11 protein-coding genes are annotated in these 21516 nt (G+C 62.3%); all 11 read left to right on the top strand.

Features of this window, described 5'->3' with window-relative positions; all coding sequences use genetic code 11:
• Positions 1-831: alpha amylase C-terminal domain-containing protein (locus F568_RS0119025; RefSeq protein ID WP_019020360.1), on the top strand; the 831-nt coding region annotated here is incomplete at its 5' end.
• Positions 828-2645, top strand: a complete 1818-nt coding sequence (treZ, locus tag F568_RS0119020; RefSeq protein ID WP_019020359.1) for a malto-oligosyltrehalose trehalohydrolase — start codon at positions 828-830, stop codon at positions 2643-2645. The genes F568_RS0119025 and treZ, both read left to right, overlap by 4 nt.
• Positions 2642-4774, top strand: coding sequence for a 4-alpha-glucanotransferase (malQ, locus tag F568_RS0119015; RefSeq protein ID WP_019020358.1), 2133 nt, complete (start codon positions 2642-2644; stop codon positions 4772-4774). The genes treZ and malQ overlap by 4 nt, the downstream gene beginning before the upstream one ends.
• Entirely contained in the window at positions 4771-7542 is a 2772-nt protein-coding gene (gene treY / locus F568_RS0119010) for a malto-oligosyltrehalose synthase (protein WP_019020357.1), read from the top strand. The genes malQ and treY overlap by 4 nt, the downstream gene beginning before the upstream one ends.
• 75 nt (positions 7543-7617) lie before the next feature.
• Positions 7618-8292 (top strand): DUF2934 domain-containing protein, encoded by a 675-nt coding sequence (locus F568_RS23330; protein ID WP_019020356.1) that lies wholly within the window; start codon positions 7618-7620, stop codon positions 8290-8292.
• A 90-nt stretch (positions 8293-8382) separates the two neighbouring features.
• The gene (glgX, locus tag F568_RS0119000; RefSeq protein WP_019020355.1) at positions 8383-10575 is read left to right on the top strand and encodes a glycogen debranching protein GlgX; all 2193 of its coding nucleotides are present in this window, start codon (positions 8383-8385) and stop codon (positions 10573-10575) included.
• 104 nt (positions 10576-10679) lie between these two features.
• Positions 10680-12707, top strand: coding sequence for an alpha-1,4-glucan--maltose-1-phosphate maltosyltransferase (locus F568_RS0118995; protein WP_019020354.1), 2028 nt, complete (start codon positions 10680-10682; stop codon positions 12705-12707).
• 22 nt (positions 12708-12729) lie between these two features.
• The gene (gene treS, locus F568_RS0118990) at positions 12730-16068 is read left to right on the top strand and encodes a maltose alpha-D-glucosyltransferase (RefSeq protein WP_019020353.1); all 3339 of its coding nucleotides are present in this window, start codon (positions 12730-12732) and stop codon (positions 16066-16068) included.
• The gene (gene glgB / locus F568_RS0118985) at positions 16061-18289 is read left to right on the top strand and encodes a 1,4-alpha-glucan branching protein GlgB (protein ID WP_019020352.1); all 2229 of its coding nucleotides are present in this window, start codon (positions 16061-16063) and stop codon (positions 18287-18289) included. The genes treS and glgB overlap by 8 nt, the downstream gene beginning before the upstream one ends.
• A 138-nt stretch (positions 18290-18427) precedes the next feature.
• A complete protein-coding gene (locus F568_RS0118980; protein WP_019020351.1) occupies positions 18428-20731 on the top strand; it encodes a mechanosensitive ion channel family protein in 2304 nt (767 codons plus the stop codon).
• Positions 20732-20811: 80 nt separating this feature from the next.
• A complete protein-coding gene (locus F568_RS0118975; RefSeq protein ID WP_019020350.1) occupies positions 20812-21501 on the top strand; it encodes a ThuA domain-containing protein in 690 nt (229 codons plus the stop codon).
• The last annotated feature ends 15 nt before the right edge of the window (positions 21502-21516 follow it).

The raw sequence follows: 21516 nt of genomic DNA, 5'->3' as shown, positions 1-21516 counted from the left end.
GTGGCGCATGCGCCGGATATTTTGCTGTTCGTCGACGAACACATCGCCGAGGCGGCACCGACCACGGCCCGCGCCCTGGCACTGAATACGCACTGGTCGCAAGCCACGCAGGCCTACCTGAGCCAGCCGTCCGAAATCCGTAATCACCATCATCATCGGCTGGTCGAAGGACTGGCCAGCGCCTTCGAGTCGCATTTCGTTCTGCCGTTGATCGACGACCAATCCGACGATGGCAACGCCACCTGGCTGGGGCGTATGGCAGGCGACACCTGGCAGCGCTTTGCCAACTTGCGGGCCGGACTTGGCTTTATGTGGGCGCACCCCGGCAAGAAGCTCGTCGGCATGGGCACCGAATTCGCGAATGGTCAGGGCTGGCGCTCGGCCGGTGAACTTGACTGGTCATTACTCGACGATCCTTGTCATGGTGGCATGCTGCGCCTGGTCGCCGATCTCAATCGCCTCTATGGCAACGAGCCTGCCTTGCATCACTTCGATTGCCAGCCGGAAGGCTTTGCCTGGGTGGTGGGGGATGACAGCGTCAACAGTGTCATCGCCTTCATGCGCTATGGACCCGAGGGAACGGCCCCGTTGCTGGCGATTTCCAACTTTACGCCTCGTGTGCTGACCGGGTATCGGCTGGGCGTCCCGGCGTTGGGGACATGGTACGAGGTGCTGAATACCGACAGTACATTCTATGGCGGCTCGAACGTTGGCAACGCGCATGGCGTCAGGGCGCAACTCTCGCCCAGCCATGGCTATCCAGCATCGCTGGAACTGACCCTACCGCCGCTTGCCACACTGCTACTCAGACAAGGGGACTGGCCCGCATGACGGACGAGCTACGACAGGCCGCGTTCACGCCAACTTACGGGGCCCACCTGATCGATACCGAGCGCACCCGTTTCGTGCTGTGGGCGCCCAGTGCCCGTGCGGTCCATGTCGAGGTGGAAGGGCAGCCCAGCCAGCCGATGCAGGCGACCCGCGACGGCAATTACGAAGCCGAGGTCGGCTGCGGTCACGGGGCGCGTTATCGTTATCGCGTGTTCGGGGCGGATGACGAAGAGGGAACATTGGTGCCCGACCCCGCCTCACGGGCCCAGGACGGCGACATCGACGGCCCCAGCCTGGTCGTCGACCCGCAGCGCTATTGCTGGCGTCATAGCGAGTGGAAAGGACGGCCGTGGCACGAGACGGTGCTCTACGAACTGCACATAGGTACGTTGGGCGGTTTCGACGGCGTACGTGAAAAGCTGGCCTATCTGGCTGAATTGGGCGTTACGGCCATTGAGCTAATGCCCGTCTCGGAATTTCCCGGTGGGCGCAACTGGGGTTACGACGGTGTGCTGCCCTATGCGGTGGAGGCCTCCTACGGCAGCCCCGACGACATGAAGGCATTGATCGACGAGGCCCATGCCCATGGGCTGATGGTTTTTCTCGACGTGGTCTATAACCACTTCGGCCCTGACGGTAATTATCTGGCGACGTACGCCGATGCCTTCTTTCGCGATGATTTGCAGACGCCCTGGGGCCCCTCCATCGACTTCCGTGAGCCGCCGGTGCGTCGTTACTTCATCGACAATGCCCTGATGTGGTTGCAGGAATATCGTCTGGATGGGCTGCGTTTCGATGCCGTCCATGCCATTAGCGAGCGCGACTTCCTGGTCGAGATGGCCCGTGAGATTCGTAGCCACATCGATCCGCAGCGTCATGTCCATCTGGTGCTCGAGAACGAGGGCAACAACGCCAGCCTGCTCGATGCAGACCACTACACCGCCCAGTGGAACGATGATTGGCATAATGTCATGCATGTGCTGCTCACCGGTGAACACGAAGCGTACTACTCGGATTTCGTCGAGGACGCCACGGCCAAGCTGGTGCGATGCCTTAGCGAAGGCTTTATCTATCAGGGCGAGCGGTCACGCCACGGGCATGTGCGTGGCGAGCCCAGCGCGCATCTACCGACCAGCGCCTTCGTCATCTTCCTGCAGAATCATGACCAGACCGGCAATCGTGCCCTTGGAGAGCGTCTCAGTTTGCTGGCCGACCCCGATGCGCTCGTCGCTGCCGAGGTGTTGCTACTGCTGTCGCCGATGATGCCGTTGCTGTTCATGGGTGAAGAGTGGGGCTCGACGCGACCCTTCCTGTTCTTCACCGAACACCGCGATGAACTGGCCGACGCCGTGCGTGAGGGGCGGCGTTCGGAGTTTGCCGACTTTAGTGCGTTCCGTGACGAGGCAACACGCAGCCGTATCCCCGACCCCAACGCGCCGCAAACCTTCGAAGATTCGATCCCCGACTACGAGTTGCGCAACACGCAGCCGCATGACGACTGGCTGAACAGAACCCGCACCCTCTTGAACCTACGCCACCATGAGATTGTTCCACGACTATTGGGCACTCAGGCGCTGGGGGCCGAGGCGCTGGACGACAAGGCCGTCGTGGCCCGCTGGCGCCTGGGCGATGGCAGCCGACTGACCATTGCCGTCAACCTCAGCAGGAACAACGTTTCGGCGCATGGCCTGGCCGGCGGGCGCTGCCTGTTCGAATCGCGTCCGGGAGTGGCCAACGGCGTGGCGGAAGGACACCTGTTACACCATGGTGCCGCTGCTTGGCTGAATACTGATATGAACGAGGTCACTGCATGAGCGACGATCGACTCAGGGAACTTGCCGACGCCGCTGGCTTGCTCGTCGAATGGGAAAACAGCGACGGCGAACTCTGCGAACTGTCGCCCGATACCCAGCGAATCTTGCTGGGCGTGCTTGGCTTTCCCGCCGACGATGACGCAGCGATCGAGGCCAGCCTGGCGCGACTGACACAATGGCGCAATCCCACCGAGCCTGCGCAGTGGCCGCCGTTGATCACTGTCGATTGCGACGTGCCGGTGACGCTGCCCGGCCCGATGCCTCGAGGTACGGCTTATGTCCTCACCCTGGAAGCGGGGGGCGTGCAGCGTGGCGAAGTGGAGGAGGGCAATCGGCTGCCGCCCATCAGCGCGATGGGCTATCACCACCTGCAGATCGCCGGTATCGAGTTGATCGTGGCCGCCGCACCCAAGCAGTGCTTCGGCCCGGCGGATGCCAGCGGTCAAACAGAGCCTCGCTTGTGGGGCATGGCCGTGCAGCTCTATGCATTGCGCCGGCCTGGCGATGGCGGTATCGGCGACACCCTGGCGTTGGAGCACTTCGCCCGACGAGCCGCCGGGCAGGGGGCCGCCACGTTGGCGATCAGTCCGACTCACGCCATGTTCAGCGCCGATCCCGATCGCTACAGCCCTTACTCCCCATCCAGCCGTCTGCTTAGCAACGCGTTGTATGGTGCTCCCGAGCAGTTGCTGGGAGAACGCGCGGTTGCCAGCGCCACTGCGGCTTGTGGGCTGGATGACGAGCTGCGTCGACTCGAAGCCGATGACGACCTCGACTGGCCCGCCGCAGGGCGTGCCAAGCTAACCTGGTTGCGCCGGCTCTACGACGATTTGCTGTCTCGTGACGACGACGAGGCGGTCAAGGTGCGCCGGCAGCTGGATGAATTCCGTAAGGCAGGCGGCGAAACGCTCGAGGATCATTGCCGCTTCGAGGCCCTGCAAGCCGTGCGCGGCGCCGGCTACTGGAGGCACTGGCCGGCCCCTCTACAGGACCCGACTAGCCCTGAAGTTGCCCGCTTCGCCGAGGAGCATGCCCATGAGGTGGGCTTTCATGCCTTCCTGCAATGGCAGGTAACACAAGGGCTGGCGCATGCCCAGGCCGTGGCGCGCGAGGCTGGCATGCCGATCGGTCTGATCGCCGACCTGGCGGTCGGTGCCGACGATGCCGGCAGCCAGTCCTGGAGTCGTCAGGGTGAAATGCTCGAAGGCGTCTCGATCGGCGCACCCCCCGACACCTTTAACGTACATGGTCAGGACTGGGGATTGGCCGCCTTCTCGCCGCATGGCCTGGTGCGCTCCGGTTTTCGTACCTTCATCGATATGCTGCGTGCCAGTTTCCAGCATGCCGGCGGCCTGCGCATCGATCACATCCTCGGCCTGATGCGGCTATGGCTGGTACCGCATGGTGCATCACCCAAGGAGGGCGGCTATGTGAGTTATCCGCTGGATGACATGTTGCGCCTGGTGGCATTGGAGTCCTGGCGGCATCGCGGCATCGTTGTCGGCGAAGACCTGGGAACCGTGGCGCCGGGATTCCGCGACAAACTCACTGAACGCGGCATCCTCGGCATGCAGGTGCTGTGGTTCGAGCAGGATGACGACGGTAGCTTCCTTCCCGCCAAGCAATGGTCGAACACGGCGATGGCGACCACCACCACCCATGACCTGCCTACCGTGGCCGGCTGGTGGGCCGGCCGTGACATCGACTGGCGCAGCCGGCTGGATCTGCTTGGGGATAATCAGGACGCCGACAGCGAGCACCAGGCGCGCAGCGAGGCACGTGCCCATCTGGCAGGCACCCTGGATCTGCTTGGCCATGCGACACCCCGGCCCTCAGCGCTGCAAGCATCGGATTTGTCGGCCTCGCAAGTGCTGGATGCCTGCGCCCGGCATATCGGGCGCACGCCTTCGCCGCTGGCAATCCTGCCGGTGGAGGACGTGCTGGGGCTCGAGGAACAGGCCAACCTGCCCGGGACGCTGGATGAGCATCCCAATTGGCGGAGGCGCTGGATGGCCGAAGCCGATGCGTTGTTGGTGCCTGACGAAGTGCGCCATCGCCTCGGCGAGCTGCAGCGCGGCCGTGACATTTCACGACAGGTCGCAAGCGCGCCTTTGGAGCCCAAGTCATGAAGGACATTCGTGCGACCGTAAGACTCCAGTTTCATGCCGGTTTTACCCTCGATGATGCAACGCAGTGGGTCGACTATTTTGCCGACCTTGGGGTGAGCCATGTGTATGCCTCGCCGCTGCTGGCCTCGCGGGCCGGCTCAACGCATGGCTATGACGGCATCGACCCGACCCGCATCGATCCGGAAATCGGCGGTGAGGCGGCACTCGAAACGCTGGTGACGCGCCTTCGTTCACGGGGTATGGGGCTGATCCTGGATATCGTGCCCAACCACGTGGCGGTGGGCGGCTCGGAAAATCCCTGGTGGCAGGAAGTGCTGGCATGGGGGCGCGACAGTCCCTATGCCGATTTCTTCGATATCGACTGGCAATCGCCCGACCCATTGCTCAGGGGCCGCCTGCTGGTGCCGTTTCTGGGAGCGCCCTACGATGAAGTGTTGACATCGGGGCTGCTCAAGTTGGGTTATGTACCCGAATCGGCAAGTTTCACGCTTGAGTATCATGAGCATCGTTTTCCCATCGATCCACGCCGTTACGGTGACATCCTGCGCCACGCAGAGCATGGCGCTTTGCACGACCTGGCGGTGCAGTTCGAAGGCTTGCAGACCCGCCTGGATGCCTATACCGCTGTCGGTGAGTTGCGTCGCCAGCTGCGTCATGCCCTGGAAGAGGATGCGGCGAGAGCCTCGCTGGCCCAGGCGCTGGAGAGATTCGCCGGAAATACCGAGACTGGCGCCGAGCGGCTACATGCCCTGATCGGGCACCAGAATTACCGTCTGGCCTGGTGGCGCACGGCCTCCGACGAGATCAACTGGCGGCGCTTCTTCGACATCACCGAGCTGGGCGGCTTGCGTGTCGAGCTGCCCGAGGTCTTCGAGGCGACACACTCGCTGATCCTGCAACTCGTCGAGGCAGGTTGGGTGGACGGCCTGCGTGTCGACCATATCGATGGCCTGGCCGATCCGCGTGGCTATTGCCTGCGTTTGCGCGAGCGGCTCGACGCCTTGCAAGCAAAGCGTCCGGCAGACGTGCCCGACCGAGTGGCGCTGTACGTAGAAAAGATTCTTGCCGAAGGCGAACAGTTGCATACCGACTGGGGGGTCGACGGCACCACCGGCTACGAGTTCATGAACGAGGTGTCCGGGGTCCAGCACGATCCTGGCGGTGCTGCTCCTCTGCATCGTCTCTGGTGTGAGATAAGTGGCCGCGAGGATGATTTCCTGGCTGAGGTCCGCCAGGCGCGGGCCGAGATGCTCGATACCGTGCTGGCCAGCGAATTCGAGGCCTGCGGTCTGGCCCTGCACCGTATCGCCCGGGCTCGTCGCGAGACGCAGGATGTCACGCTAGGCGCGATCAAGCGGGCCCTGAAGGCGCTGGTGGTTCACTTTCCGGTATATCGCACCTATGCCGACGAGAATGGCCGCCCCGCGCAGGACGCACCGTTCTTTCAGCAGGCGGTAGCCGGGGCACGTGATGACCTCAATCCGCCCGACGTGGCGGTACTCGACCGGCTGAATCACTGGCTGGGTGGCGAGGCGCCCTACGATTGCCAGGATGACGACGAACGAGCCCTTCGCCTGCGCGCCATTACACGCTTTCAGCAACTGACCTCGCCGGTAGCCGCCAAGGCAGTGGAAGACACCGCGGGCTATCGCAGCGCGGTACTCATCTCGCGTAACGACGTGGGCTTCGATCCGCAGAACTTCTGCGTCGCCCCGGCGGAATTCCATACTGCCAGCGCCTTTCGGCAACGCCATTTCCCGCATTCGATGGTGACCACGGCGACCCACGACCACAAGCGTGGCGAGGACGTACGTGCGCGTCTGGCAGTCCTGAGCGAGAAGGGCGAGGCCTTTGCAAAGCACGTTCGGGAATGGCGTACCCAGGCAGGCTCATTGCGCCGCGAGATGGCTAGTGGCATGGCACCGTCGCCGGGTGATGAACTGATCCTCTATCAGGTGTTGCTTGGTGCCTGGGCGCCGTCGCTTGATCCCGATGATGCTGATGCCATGCGCGAGTTCACCGAACGTCTTGTCCAATGGCAGCAGAAAGCGCTGCGCGAGGCCAAGCTGCGTACCCACTGGCTGTGGCCCGACGAAGCCTACGAAGAAGCCTGCCAGGCCTTTATCGAAGGTCTGCTTGCTGAGCCGTCCCGGCGCAATGCGCTGGCGGCTGCGGCCCGCGAGCTGGATTTACCCGGGGCTATCAATGGCCTGGCTCAGGTAACGCTGCGCATGACGGTCCCCGGGATGCCCGATCTCTATCAAGGCACTGAATACTGGGATTTCAGCCTCGTAGACCCGGACAATCGACGGCCCGTTGACTATGCCGCGCGCCGGGCGTCGCTGGACCGAGACGAGCCGCCGGCTGAAGCCCTGGCGCATTGGCACGATGGCTGCGTCAAGCAGGCAGTCGTCCATCGCCTGTTGGCACTGCGTGGAGAATATCCGGCGCTGTTTGCCGCAGCTGATTATCAGCCGCTGCCTGTCGCAGGCGAGCAGGGAGTTCATGTGCTGGGTTTCATGCGCCAGCATGGCGAACAGGCGGTGCTGGTCGTTGTGCCGCGATTGGCCGCAAATCTACTGGAAGGGGCTACGCTACCTCATATACCAACAGAACGCTGGGGCGATACACAGATACAGGTAACGCCGGCAATGCAGGGCGAATGGCGCGACGTGTTGTCGAATGCCTCGCTGCGGCTACGTGAAGGAACGATCCCTGTCTCCGAGTTGCTGGGTGACTTCTCGGTAGCGGTGCTGACCAGAGATTAGCCGGTACATGACGAACGTCACTAGTCAGAACGAACGCACGAAAAAAGAGTGTAACGCGCTTAAGGGAGCTAGAGGATGGCAGACGACGAGCTGAGGGTGCGCCAACTGGCCTATCGCATATGGGAATCGGAGGGACGCCCCGAGGGCCAGGAACAACGCCATTGGGAAATGGCTCGCAAGATCGTGGCCGCCGAGCGTGAGTCCGGTCGCGATGTACAACCCGACGTCGAGACCGAGCCCGACGAGAAGGATCCGGACCTGCCTGTCCGCGACGATGAACTCGGGGTGGAGCAGGATGACATGGGCTTGGGATCGTCCGGGGCCCAGCCTCCGGCCACGGATCCGGAAGAGGACACCCTGGCCGACGAGCCCCCCGACCGTAACCAGGGCCGCGACCAGGAAGCCGTGCCGGTCACCCAGAGCGATGCGCCAAGCGCCGCAACGCCGCTGCCCGAGGAATCCGCTACGGTAACGCGTGCCCGCAGGCCACGTCGCACGGAAGATACCGTGACCACGCCCAATGCCACCGACACGTCATCGCCGGGCCGGAGTTCGACCACGCGTTCGCGGGCCGGGGCGGCGAAAACGGAGGCCAAGGCGGCCAAGTCGGGCACCGCAACGAAAGTAAAGGCGGGTGCCAAGACGGCAGCCGAGAAATCGACCAAGTCACGCTCGGCTGCCGCCACCAAGAGTGACAAGACCGAGAAGAAGACCAAAGCCAGCGACACGTCGCGCAAGCCAAAGAAGTGACGTCGGCTGGGGCCAACCCTGCGATACGACGGCCGGCAGGGCTGAGCGACGATTGCGTCGTCAGCCCGTCTGACCTCAAGGATGTGTGGAATGACTACCAAGGAAGAGCCGCAGCAAAACGATGAACCTGCAATGACCAACGAACACCCGGTCGTCAGGAACCGCTCGCGGGTGCGTGAGGGGTTGCCCTTTCCGCTGGGTGCGACATGGGACGGACTAGGCGTCAACTTTGCGCTGTTTTCGGCCAACGCCACCAAGGTGGAGCTATGCCTGTTCGATGCCGATGGCGAGAACGAAGTCGAGCGCATCGAGTTGCCCGAATATACCGATGAGGTTTGGCACGGCTACCTGCCGGATGCCCGTCCCGGACAGCTTTACGGCTACCGTGTATATGGTCCCTATGCCCCTGAGGAAGGTCACCGCTTCAATCCCAATAAATTGCTGCTCGATCCGTACGCCCGGCAAATTGTCGGTGAACTGATCTGGGATGAGGCGTTGTTCGGTTACACCATAGGCCATCCTGACGAGGACCTGAGTTTCGATGAGCGTGACAGTGCGCCGTTCATGCCGCGTTGTCGGGTCGTCGACCCCGCCTACACCTGGGGCCGCTCGCAGCGCATCCAGATGCCCTGGGATCATACGGTCCTTTACGAGACGCATGTCCGTGGCTACACCATGCGTCATCCGGCAGTACCTGAAGAGTTGCGCGGTACCTTCGCGGGCTTGATGGTCAATGAGGTGATCGATCATATCCGCTCACTCGGAGTGTCGTCGGTAGAGCTGATGCCGATCCATGCCTTCGTTCAGGACCAGCATCTGCTGGAAAAGGGACTGCGCAACTACTGGGGCTACAACACGCTGGGTTTCTTTGCCCCGCACTCCAGCTATCTGTCTGGCGAAAGTATCAATGAATTCAAGGAGATGGTGGCACGCTTCCATGCCGCTGATCTCGAGGTGATTCTCGATGTGGTCTACAACCACACCGCGGAAGGCAATGAACTCGGTCCGACGCTCTCCCTCAAGGGCATCGACAATGCCACTTACTACCGGCTGATGCCCGACAACCTGCGTTATTACATCGACGACACCGGCACCGGGAATACCGTCAATTTTAGTCATTCGCGGGTGTTGCAGATGGTCACCGACTCGCTGCGCTACTGGGCCACCGAGATGCGTGTCGACGGTTTCCGCTTCGACCTGGCGACCATCCTCGGCCGTGAGCCCCACGGCTTCGATGAGGGCGGTGGCTTTCTCGACTCCTGCCGACAGGACCCGATACTCAGCCAGGTGAAGCTGATTGCCGAGCCCTGGGACTGCGGGCCTGGCGGTTATCAGGTCGGTGGCTTCCCGCCGGGATGGGCAGAGTGGAACGACCGCTACCGGGACACGACGCGTGCCTTCTGGCGCGGTGACGAAGGACAGCTGGCCGAGCTTGCCACCCGGTTGATGGCCTCGGCGGATTTCTTCGATCGCCGGGGGCGGCGCCCGTTCGCCTCGGTCAACTTCGTGACCGCCCATGACGGGTACACCTTGTACGATCTCGTCTCGTACGACGATAAGCACAACGAGGAAAACGGCGAAGACAACAATGATGGCCACGATGACAACCTGTCGTGGAACCACGGTGTCGAAGGACCGACTGACGATCCCGATATTCGCACGCTGCGTCTGCGCCAGATCCGCAACTTTTTTGCCACGCTGATGTTCTCTCAAGGCACGCCGATGATGCTCGCCGGCGACGAGATGCTGCGTACCCAGAACGGCAACAACAATGCCTACTGCCAGGATAACGAGATCAGTTGGCTGGACTGGAACCTGAGCGGCGACGCACATGCCATGATCGATTACGTGCGCCACGTCATCGCCTTGCGCCATCGCTACCCGATCCTGCGTCGCGCACGCTTTCTAAGCGGCGACTACAACGCGGACCTGGGGCTCAAGGAAGTGACATGGCTGACACCGGATGGCGACGAGATGAACGTCGAGCGTTGGGAGGACCCCGAGGCGCGTAGCCTGGGCGTGCTGCTCGATGGGCGCGCCCGGCCTAGCGGTATCCGCCGGCACGGTGCCGACGTCACGCTGCTGCTGCTGCTCAACGCGAACCCCGAGGCGGTGACCTTCCAGTTGCCCGAAGTGCCGCGCGGTAGCGGCTGGATGTGCCGTCTGGATACGGCTTCCAGTCTTGAGGAAACCGTCTGTCGACGCGCCTTCGGTGATGGCCATCGGTTGATGGCTCATTCGCTGGCACTGCTGGAGCTGGTTCAGGACAACGCTTCGCCATGATGCTGGCCGTCCGTGCAGGAATAGCGGCATAGCAACGCATTGCTGCCCGATATGGCGATGCCGAACGAACAGCAACTCCGCCCCAGGGACGGAAGGAGACGCCAATGACTAAGAGTTCATCCTCGCACCTGACCTCGGTTGCGTCACCAGCAACGAGGGATGAGGGGGTTCAGGCGGCGACACAATCGCCGCGCATCGCCATCGAGTCCGTGCAGCCCTCGCTAGAGCTGGGGCGTTTTGCTGCCAAGACGATTGCCGGCCAGCCCGTCACCGTATCCGCGGTGATCTTCGCCGATGGCCACGATGTGCTGGCTGCCGCTGTGTCCTGGAGCGATGACCAAGGCCAGCGCCGGCGCGAGCCCATGCACTTGGTACGGCCGCTGGGCAAGGATATCTGGGAAGCGACCTTTACTCCGAGTCGGGTCGGTCGGCATACCTTCGTGATCGAGGCGTGGTGGGACGTATTCGGCACCTACCGCGACGAGTTGTTCAAGAAGCATCAGGCTGGCGTGCCCGTAGAGTTGGAACTCGAGGAGGGCCGGCGGCTAGTGGCAGCGGCGGCCGAGCGCTCGGAGGGGGAGCAGCGCGATGCGCTGGAAAGCATACTCGAGCGTTTCCAGGCGTGTGGTAGCGACGGAGAACGGGTCAGCGTCATGCTCGATACCCAGACCGCTCACTGGATGCACGTTGCCGACGCACGACCGCATCTGGCGCGCAGCGAGGCGGTTTACCCGCTCGAGGTCGAACGTCGGGCGGCCCAGTTCGCCAGCTGGTATGAGCTGTTCCCACGTTCGGAAACCGACGATCCCAATCGGCACGGCACATTTAACGATGTTCACAAGCGGTTGCCGATGATCCGCGACATGGGCTTCGACGTGCTCTACTTTCCGCCCATCCATCCCGTGGGCCGTGCCCACCGCAAGGGGCGCAATAATACGCTTCAGGCCGGCCCCGATGATCCGGGCAGCCCATATGCCATAGGTAGTGAGGAGGGCGGTCACGAGGCGATCCATCCCGAACTCGGCACCCGCGAGGATTTTCGCAACCTGATCAAGGCGGCGGCCGATCACGGCATGGAGATCGCGCTGGACTTTGCCATTCAGTGCTCCCCGGACCATCCCTGGCTCAAGGAGCACCCGGGCTGGTTCTCCTGGCGTCCGGACGGCTCGATCCGTTACGCCGAGAATCCACCCAAGAAGTATCAGGACATCGTTAACGTCGATTTCTACGCCGAGGATTCAGTGCCTTCTCTGTGGCTGACGCTGCGCGACGTGGTCCAGGGTTGGGTGGACGAAGGCGTCAAGATCTTTCGCGTCGACAATCCGCATACCAAGCCGCTGCCGTTCTGGGAGTGGCTGATCTCCGATATCCGCGGACGCGACCCGGACGTGCTGTTTCTCGCCGAAGCCTTTACACGACCAGCGATGATGAAGCGCCTGGGCAAGATCGGCTTCAACATGAGCTACACCTACTTCACCTGGCGTAACACCAAGGCCGAGCTGACCGAGTACCTGACCGAGCTCAACGAATCGCCGATGCGGGAGTGCTACCGGCCCAACTTCTTCGTCAACACTCCGGATATCAATCCGTACTTTCTGCAGTCTTCCGGCCGGCCCGGCTTCTTGATTCGCGCCGCGCTGGCGACCATGGGCTCGGGACTGTGGGGCATGTATTCCGGCTTCGAGCTGTGCGAGGGCGAGCCGGTGCCGGGCAAGGAGGAATACCTCGACTCGGAGAAGTACGAGATCAAGCCGCGCGACTATACCGCGCCCGGCAACATTACCTACGAAATCGCCCAACTCAACCGTATCCGCCGCGAGAACCCGGCGCTGCAGACCCATCTGGGGGTCGCCTTCTACCCGGTGCACAACGATCGCTTGCTGTTCTTCGGCAAGCGCACCGACGATTTGGATAACTTCGTGTTGGTGGCCGTCAATCTCGATCCGTTCGAAGCCCAGGAAGGAACCCTCGAACTGCCGCTGTGGGAGTTCGGTTTACCCGACGATGCGGCCCTGCATGTGGAAGATTTGATGTCCGGGCACCGCTGGACATGGCACGGCAAGTGGCAGTCGATGAGGCTGGAGCCTTGGCATTTGCCGTTCGCCATCTGGCGCATCCACCCGGTGCGCTGATCAGGACAAGGAGGAAAGCACCATGATGGATGCCAGTAGCGAGTCGCACGCCGTCGAGACCATCAACTTTCTCGACGATCCGCTATGGTACAAGGACGCCGTCATCTACCAGGTGCACGTCAAGTCGTTCTTCGATGCTAACGACGATGGTATCGGCGATTTCCAGGGGCTGATCGACAAGCTGGATTACATCGTCAGCCTGGGTGTAAATACCATCTGGATATTGCCGTTCTATCCGTCGCCGCGCCGCGATGATGGTTACGACATTGCCGAGTACACCGGCGTCAGCCCGGATTACGGCACGCTCGAGGACGCCCAGCGCTTCATCAGCGAGGCGCACAAGCGCGGCCTGCGCGTGATCACTGAGCTGGTCATCAACCACACCTCAGACCAGCACGAGTGGTTCCAGCGTGCCCGTCGCGCGCCGCCCGGCTCGCCCGAGCGTGATTTCTACGTATGGTCGGACACCGACCAGAAGTACCCCGGCACGCGCATCATCTTTCTCGATACCGAGTCATCCAACTGGACCTGGGATCCGGTGGCCAATGCTTACTTCTGGCACCGCTTCTATTCCCACCAGCCGGACCTGAACTTCGACAATCCCCAAGTGCTCGATGAAGTGATCAAGGTCATGGAGTACTGGCTGGACATGGGAGTCGACGGCCTGCGCCTGGACGCGATTCCTTATCTGGTCGAGCGTGAGGGTACCAATAACGAAAACCTGCCAGAGACGCACGTCGTACTCAAGAAGATCCGGACAGTGATCGACGAGCGCTATCCCGATCGCATGCTGCTGGCCGAGGCCAACCAGTGGCCGGAGGATACGCGCCCGTATTTCGGCGACGGCGACGAGTGCCACATGGCATTCCACTTTCCGCTGATGCCGCGCATGTACATGGCACTGGCTCAGGAAGATCGTTTCCCGATCACCGATATCCTGCGCCAGACTCCGGAAATTCCGGCTACCTGCCAGTGGGCCATCTTTCTGCGCAACCACGACGAGCTGACTTTGGAGATGGTCACCGACAAGGAGCGCGACTATCTCTGGAACCACTACGCCGCCGATCGCCGCGCACGTATCAATCTAGGCATCCGGCGTCGCCTGGCACCGCTGCTCGAGCGCGACCGGCGTCGCGTCGAACTGCTCAACAGCCTGCTATTGTCGATGCCGGGCACGCCGGTGCTCTACTACGGTGACGAGATCGGCATGGGCGATAACATCTACCTGGGCGATCGCGACGGCGTGCGTACCCCGATGCAGTGGTCGATGGATCGCAACGGCGGATTCTCGCGGGCCGATCCGGCCAAGCTGGTGCTGCCGGCGATCATGGACCCGTTGTACGGATTCCAGTCGGTCAACGTCGAGGCCCAGACCCGCGACCCGCACTCGTTGCTCAACAGCATGCGGCGGCTACTTGCGGTGCGTAGTCAGCATCGTGTGTTCAGCCGCGGCACCATGCGCCCACTCTATCCTTCCAACCGCCATATCCTGGCGTATCTGCGCGAGCTGGTCCTGGATAATGGCGAGACTGAGGTCCTGCTGTGCGTGGCCAACGTGGCGCGCAATGCCCAGGCGGTGGAACTCGACCTGTCGGCCTTTGCCGGTCAGGTGCCGGTGGAGATGGTGGGCGGCAGCGCCTTCCCGCCGATCGGTAAGCTACCGTACCTGCTGACATTGCCACCCTACGGCTTCTACTGGTTCCTGCTGGCGCCTGAAACCGCGATGCCCGAGTGGCATGTGCCGGTGCCTGAACCGATGCCGGATTACGTCACGCTGATCGTCAAGCGCCAGCTGGAGGAAATTCTCGATCATGCGTGTCGCGGACTATTGGAGGGCGAGGCGCTGCCCAGTTATCTGCCCAAGCGGCGCTGGTTTGCCGCCAAGCAGTCGCGCATCGCTCGCGTACACATGCTTTATGCCGTGCGTATCGAGGACGCTCAGCACTCCATGCTGCTCAGCGAACTTGAGGTGCAGCATTCTCAAGGGACCGAGCGCTATCTACTACCGCTGGGTTTCCTCGGGGAAGACGACCGCAGTGGTGCCATGGCGGAGCAACTCGCCCTGGCGCGGGTGCGTCGTGGGCGCGATGTCGGCCTGTTAACCGATGCGCTGGGACTGGATGCCTTTGCCTTGCGCATTCTCGACCTGCTGCGCAGAGGGGGTAGCCTGCCCTGCAATGACGGGGAGATACGTTTCATACCGACGCCGGCGTTGAGCGAACTCGAACTGCCCGATGACGTCGATGTGGCCCACAACAACGTCGAGCAATCCAACAGCTCGGTAATCATCGGCCACAAGGTGGTGCTCAAGCTGTTCCGCCGGCTGGAGTCGGGCCTGCACCCCGAGGCCGAATTCGGCCATTACCTGAGCGAGCATGGCTTTGAGCACGTGCCGCCATTATATGGCGAGGTGGCGCGTCGCAATGCCGACGGCGAATCGCAGACCCTGATGCTCGTGCAGGGCTTCATTGCCAACCAGGGTGATGCCTGGTCGTGGACGCGCAACGCTCTGGAGCGGGCGATTCGCGAGGCGAGTGAGGAGAGCGAAGCCAGTGCCGAGGAGGGCGGTTACAGTGCCCTCGACGAGCTCGAGGAGTTTGCCACGACCCTTGGCAACCGCCTTGGCGAGCTACACCGGATACTGGCCCTGCCGAGCGATAATCCTGACTTCGCACCGGAGCAGTCTGACGACACGCATGTGGCAGCCTGGTCACAGCGTGTCCGCGAACAAGTCGAGAAGGCGCTGGATCTGTTGGAGCGTCACAAGGGCAATGCCAGTGAAGCCGATCAGGCCCTGGCCGGCCGCGTGCTGGCCGAGCGCGATACCCTGCTGTCCGCCATCGAGCCGCTCGCGCAACAGGCCAAGGGGAGTCTGCTCACTCGCATCCATGGCGATCTGCATCTCGGGCAGGTGCTGGTGGCGCATGACGATGCGTACATCATCGATTTCGAGGGTGAGCCCGCCCGTTCGCTGGAAGAACGGCGCGCCAAGGACTGTCCGTTACGGGATGTCGCCGGCATGCTGCGCTCATTCGACTATGCCGGCGCCAAGATGGACGAAGCCACTGCTGGCAAGCCAAATGACGAGAATGCGATAGAGGTGGCCCACGGTGTGGCCGAACGCTACCTGATGGCTAGCCGCCACGCCTTCCTCGAGGCCTATTGGCAGAGTACGGCCGATATCACGCATCGCTGGGCTTCTCCGCAAGGCGCTGCTGCCGCACTGGATCTGTTCGTGCTGGAAAAGACGGTCTACGAGATCGCCTATGAAGCTGCCAATCGCCCCGCCTGGCTGGGTGTGCCGCTGCGCGGCCTGGCAGCCATCGCCGACCAACTGTCCACGAGAGGGGCACATGACTGATTTGAATGTCAACACCGTTAAGGACGATGCCCTCTGGTTATCCCCCGATGATGCCGAAGCGCTGGCCCGTGGTACGCACGGCAACCCGTTCTCGGTACTTGGCGTCCATGCGTGCGGCGAGGAGGACTCGGAAACCTGTCTGTTGCGGGCCTACCTGCCCGGCGCTCTGGGCGTGGATGTGCTGGATCGCGATACCGGCAAGCTGCGCTGTAGCCTGACTGGCATCCAGATGCCTGGCCTGTTCGCGGGCAGGTTGCCACATGTCGCTCCGTATAAGCTGCGCATCCGCTGGCCCAGCGGCGAGCAGGAAACCGAAGATCCTTATTCGTTCGATCTACTGCTCGGCGAGATGGATCTGTACCTGATCGGCGAGGGCAATCACCGTAATTTGGGCCACTGCCTAGGTGCTCAGCCAATGGAGGTGGATGGCGTGCCAGGCGTGCGTTTCGCTGTCTGGGCGCCCAACGCCCGGCGCGTCTCGGTGGTGGGTAAGTTCAATTCCTGGGACGGACGGCGGCATGTGATGCGCCTGCGGCATCCTGCCGGAGTCTGGGAGCTGTTCCTGCCCCGGCTGGGGCCCGGTGAGTCCTATAAATATGAAATTCTCGATGCGCACGGCGCCATCGCACTCAAGGCCGATCCGGTGGCATTGGCCACCGAGACGCCGCCGCATACCGCATCGGTGGTGGCCGATACGACGCCGTTCACTTGGCACGATGCCGAATGGATCGCCCAGCGTGGTGAGCGGCAGGCGCCCGACAGACCGATTTCCATATATGAAGTGCATGCCGCGTCATGGCGCAAGCATGGCGGGCACGATGGGGTCACCTACAGCTGGCGCGACCTGGCCGAGCACCTGATTCCCTATGTGCTCGAGATGGGCTTCACCCATGTCGAACTGCTGCCGATCATGGAGTACCCCTTTGGCGGCTCCTGGGGGTATCAGCCTCTGGGCCAGTTCGCGCCCAGCGGTCGCTTCGGCAAACCCGAAGACTTCGCCTACTTCGTGGATACCTGTCACCAGGCCGGGCTGGGAGTGATCCTCGACTGGGTGCCGGCGCACTTTCCCACTGACCCGCATGGGTTGGCGCGCTTCGATGGCACGGCACTCTACGAGTATGAGCACCCCTACGAGGGCTTCCATCAGGACTGGAACACCTACATCTATAACCTGGGACGGCGCGAGGTTCATGGCTTCATGCTGGCGTCGGCGCTGCACTGGCTGCGTCATTACCATGTTGACGCGCTGCGCGTCGACGCCGTGGCCTCAATGCTGTACCGCAACTACTCGCGCAACGAGGGGGAGTGGATTCCCAACCAGTACGGCGGACAGGAAAATCTCGAGGCCATCGAGTTCCTGCGCCACCTCAACGACGTCGTCGCCGAGGAGGTGCCGGGGGCCTCGGTCATCGCCGAGGAATCCACTGCCTGGCCGGGGGTCACCCAGCCGACCCGTGATGGGGGACTGGGCTTTGCCTATAAATGGAACATGGGGTGGATGCACGACACCTTGGAGTACATCGCGAAGGATCCGGTCTATCGTTCTTACGCTCATCATGAGCTGACCTTTCCGATGGTCTATGCCTTCTCCGAGAAGTATGTACTGCCCATTTCCCATGACGAGGTAGTACACGGCAAGGGCTCGCTGATCGCCAAGATGCCCGGCGACGAGTGGCAGCAGTTTGCCAATCTGCGCGCCTATCTCTCGACCATGTGGACCCAGCCTGGCAAGAAGCTGCTGTTCATGGGCTGTGAATTCGGTCAGTGGCGTGAATGGAGTCATGACCGCGAACTCGACTGGTCGCTGCTCAGTGAGTCGCATCATGCCGGCATACAACGGCTGGTAGGCGATCTCAACCGGATTTACCAGCAAGAGACGCCGCTCCATGAACGCGATACGGAACCCGAGGGCTTTGCCTGGGTGGTTGGCGACGACAGCACCAACAGCGTGTTTGCCTGGCTACGCTGGAGCCTAATTGGCGAACCGCTCCTGGTGGTGGCCAACATGACGCCGGTTCCTCGCTACGATTATCGGCTCGGCGTGCCGACCATGGGGCGCTGGGAGGAAATCTTCAACAGCGACTCGGAACGGTACGGTGGAACCAACCTGGGCAACATGGGGCAGATCCAGGCTCAGGACGCGCCACTGCATGGACAGACGGCCAGTATTTCGCTGACGCTGCCGCCGCTGGGTGTGATAGTGCTACGCCCCGGAAGCTGATCGCAGCCAGGCGCCACCGAGGGGGCAGTGGCGCCTGCTTTCTGCCCGCACCGTTCCGGGTAGCTTACTGCGGGCTTGGATTTTCTCTCGCCACACGGCACGCTTGCGGGCAGGATTCTTACCGCCGCAGGAGGTGGCATGCCGTTCTCTCGAATGATTCTGACGTGGCTAGCATCACTGATGCTGGCTGCCGTGGCGTTACTGGGCCTGGCGCTGGCTACGCCGGCCCAGGCGCAAGGCCTGTCGCTTTCCGGGCTCACCGGTAGCGGAGGAGAGGCCGGCGAACAACAGGCTCAGGTCGATCCCCAGGCGTTGCGCGCTTCCCTTGATCAGATCATCACAACTCTTGAGAACGATGCCCAGCGTGGCGAGCTGCTCACCAAACTCAAGGAGCTGCGTCAGGCTACCGAAACGGTGGCGAACGGAGAGGGCAGTAGCGGCGGGAGCCAGACGGGGCAGGGTGGACTGTTGGGCGCCCTTGCCGACTCCTTCACGGAATATGGTGACCAGGCCCAGGCCGGACAGGCACCCTTGGACATCTGGGCTCAGCGGACCCTGCGCGCCGGCGAGGATCTCGAGTCGATCCTGGCCGCCACCAGCCGTAGCGAGTTGCTAAGGGATCTGGCTGAGGCAGCCATGCTACTGGCCGTGTGGGCCGGTCTGCTGTTCGTATTGATCGGGGCGGGGCGTCTCTTGGCGCGTCGCCACGACTGGCCTAGAGTGTTGCCGCCAGAACCCCGTGGATGGATGCTGGTCGAGCATTTTCTGCGCAAGGCGTTACTTTGGATGTTGGCCTTTGCGGTCATGCTGGCGGCCCTGAGTTGGATAGAGGTGTCTCAGGCAGCACGCACCATCGTTCTGGTGGTGGCCTACATCACCATGTGCGGCAAGCTGCTATCGACCGTGTTCGATGTGGTGATTTCACTGTTTACCCGGGGACATCGCTGGGTAGCGGTGGCCATCCTGCGTCAGGGGGTGTTGGGTCGGCTGTTTGTCATCGGTGCGATGGCTGCGCTGGGCGATGCCGCCAACAGCGAGCGTATGAGCGAGCAGATGGGAGCAGAGCTGGCAGGCTGGATCTCGGTGATTTGCAATGTCCTCGCCGGCCTCATCAGTGGTGGTGTGGTTATCCGCTATCGTCGCCCGGTCAGGCATCTGATCAGCAATCGGCCCTATCCGCAACGCCGCGAAAAAACGACCAGCCAGGAAGTCATCAATATCATCGGTCGGCTCTGGCACGTGCCGGCGTTGCTGCTGATCGGCGCATCGTTGCTGGCGATCTTCTTCTCCGCCGGCGAGGCTGACGGCGCCTTTACGCGCGCCATCGTCTGCGCTGCGCTTCTGGTGCTGACGCTGGTCATCAATGGCGTCATACATCGCCATAGCGAAAAGGCCACCCACCGGCGCCGCAAGTCGCAGTATCGGCGCCGATTGGAGCGCTTCGGTTACACCCTGTCCTATTTCGTGTTCTGGGCGATCTTCGCCGAGCTTTCACTGCGTGTCTGGGGACTGTCGTTCCTGGGCATAGGCGAGGAGGGTGCGATCAGTGCACGAATCGGCCAGGCCTTGCTGGGCGTCGGGGTGACGGTATTGCTGGCCTGGCTGGCCTGGATCTTTGCCGATACCGCGATCCAGCGTGCATTGACCACCTCGGCCCGGTCGCGGGGGCGGCGTGTACATAGTGCGCGGGCACAGACCATTACCCCGATGATCCGCAACGCGATCTTCATCACCATCATCGTGATCGCCGTCATCGTGGGGCTGGCTAACCTCGGCGTCAACGTCACACCGCTGCTGGCCGGTGCCGGGGTGATTGGTCTGGCTATCGGTTTCGGTGCCCAGACACTGGTTCAGGACCTGATCACTGGGCTATTCATCCTCATCGAAGATTCGTTGACCATCGACGATTTCGTCGACGTCGGCGGTCACATGGGCACGGTGGAGCGGCTCAGCCTGCGCACGGTGCGTCTGCGTGATCTGGACGGGATCGTGCATATCATTCCCTTCAGCCAGATCAAGGGTATCCAGAACTTCTCCCGCGAGTTCGGTATTGCACTGATGCGCATACATGTTCCACACGACATGAAGATCGACGACGCCATTGAACTGATGCGATCGGTCGCCGACGATCTGCGCCAGGACCCGATGATGCGTCACTACGTCTGGTCGCCGCTGGAAGTCCAGGGTGTGCAGGCTTTCGAGCAGGGCACGGCATTGTTGCGTATTCGCATGCGCACGGCCCCGGTCATGCAGTGGGATGTGGCCCGCGCGTTCAATCTGCGCCTCAAGCAGCGTCTCGATGAACAGGGGCTGAGCCTGGCCATGCCGCGCATGAACGTTACGATGGAGAACGCCGAACCGGGTGGCGAGTTCCAGGAGACTCGGGACGACGCCAGCCAAGGACCGGCTACACCACGACAGCACATGTCGGCACAGGGGTAGCCTGGTATCGCTGCTGATACTGCTGATGGCCGTGGCGGGCATGAAGGCGGTGCGCATCTATCAACGACAGGAGAGCAGCAATGACGATCCGGGTTCTTGTTTGGGGTGAAAACGTTCATGAGCAGGACGATGCCGAGGTAGCCAGGCTCTATCCGCAGGGAATGCACGGCTGCATCGCTGCCGGCCTCGGCGAGGACCCCGAGATTCAGGCGCGTACTACGACGCTGCAAGAGCCAGAACATGGCCTAACCCAGGATGCGCTGGACAGCACGGATGTTCTGGTGTGGTGGGGGCATGTCGCCCATGATCGGGTCGCCGAGTCCGTGGTGGAACGTGTCCATGCCCGTGTATTGGAAGGGATGGGGCTGGTCGTACTGCATTCGGGCCATTTTTCACGGATATTCAAGCGCCTGATGGGAACCACCTGCTCCTTGGGGCGCTGGCGGGAAGATGGCGAGCGCGAGCGACTTTGGGTCGTTGACCCCGCGCACCCCATCGTGCAAGGCATAGGGGAATGCATCGAGTTGCCACAGGCGGAGATGTATGGCGAACCCTTTGCCGTACCCAAGCCCGACGAGGTGGTCTTCGTGAGTGCCTTCGAAGGTGGTGAGGCGTTCCGTTCCGGGCTGACCTACCAACGCGGCGGTGGGCGTATCTTCTATTTCCGACCCGGTCACGAAACCTTTCCCATCTATCACGACGTGGCGATTCGCCGGGTACTGAAGAATGCAGTGAGATGGACTGGCTGGCGCGACGTATCGGGGCATTGAAACAGCTAGGGCGCT

Source organism: Modicisalibacter luteus DSM 23508 (genome assembly GCF_000378505.1).
Taxonomy (GTDB): domain Bacteria; phylum Pseudomonadota; class Gammaproteobacteria; order Pseudomonadales; family Halomonadaceae; genus Modicisalibacter; species Modicisalibacter luteus.
Note: the sequence above shows the minus strand (reverse complement) of the source record. Positions and strands in the feature narration are given on the sequence as shown.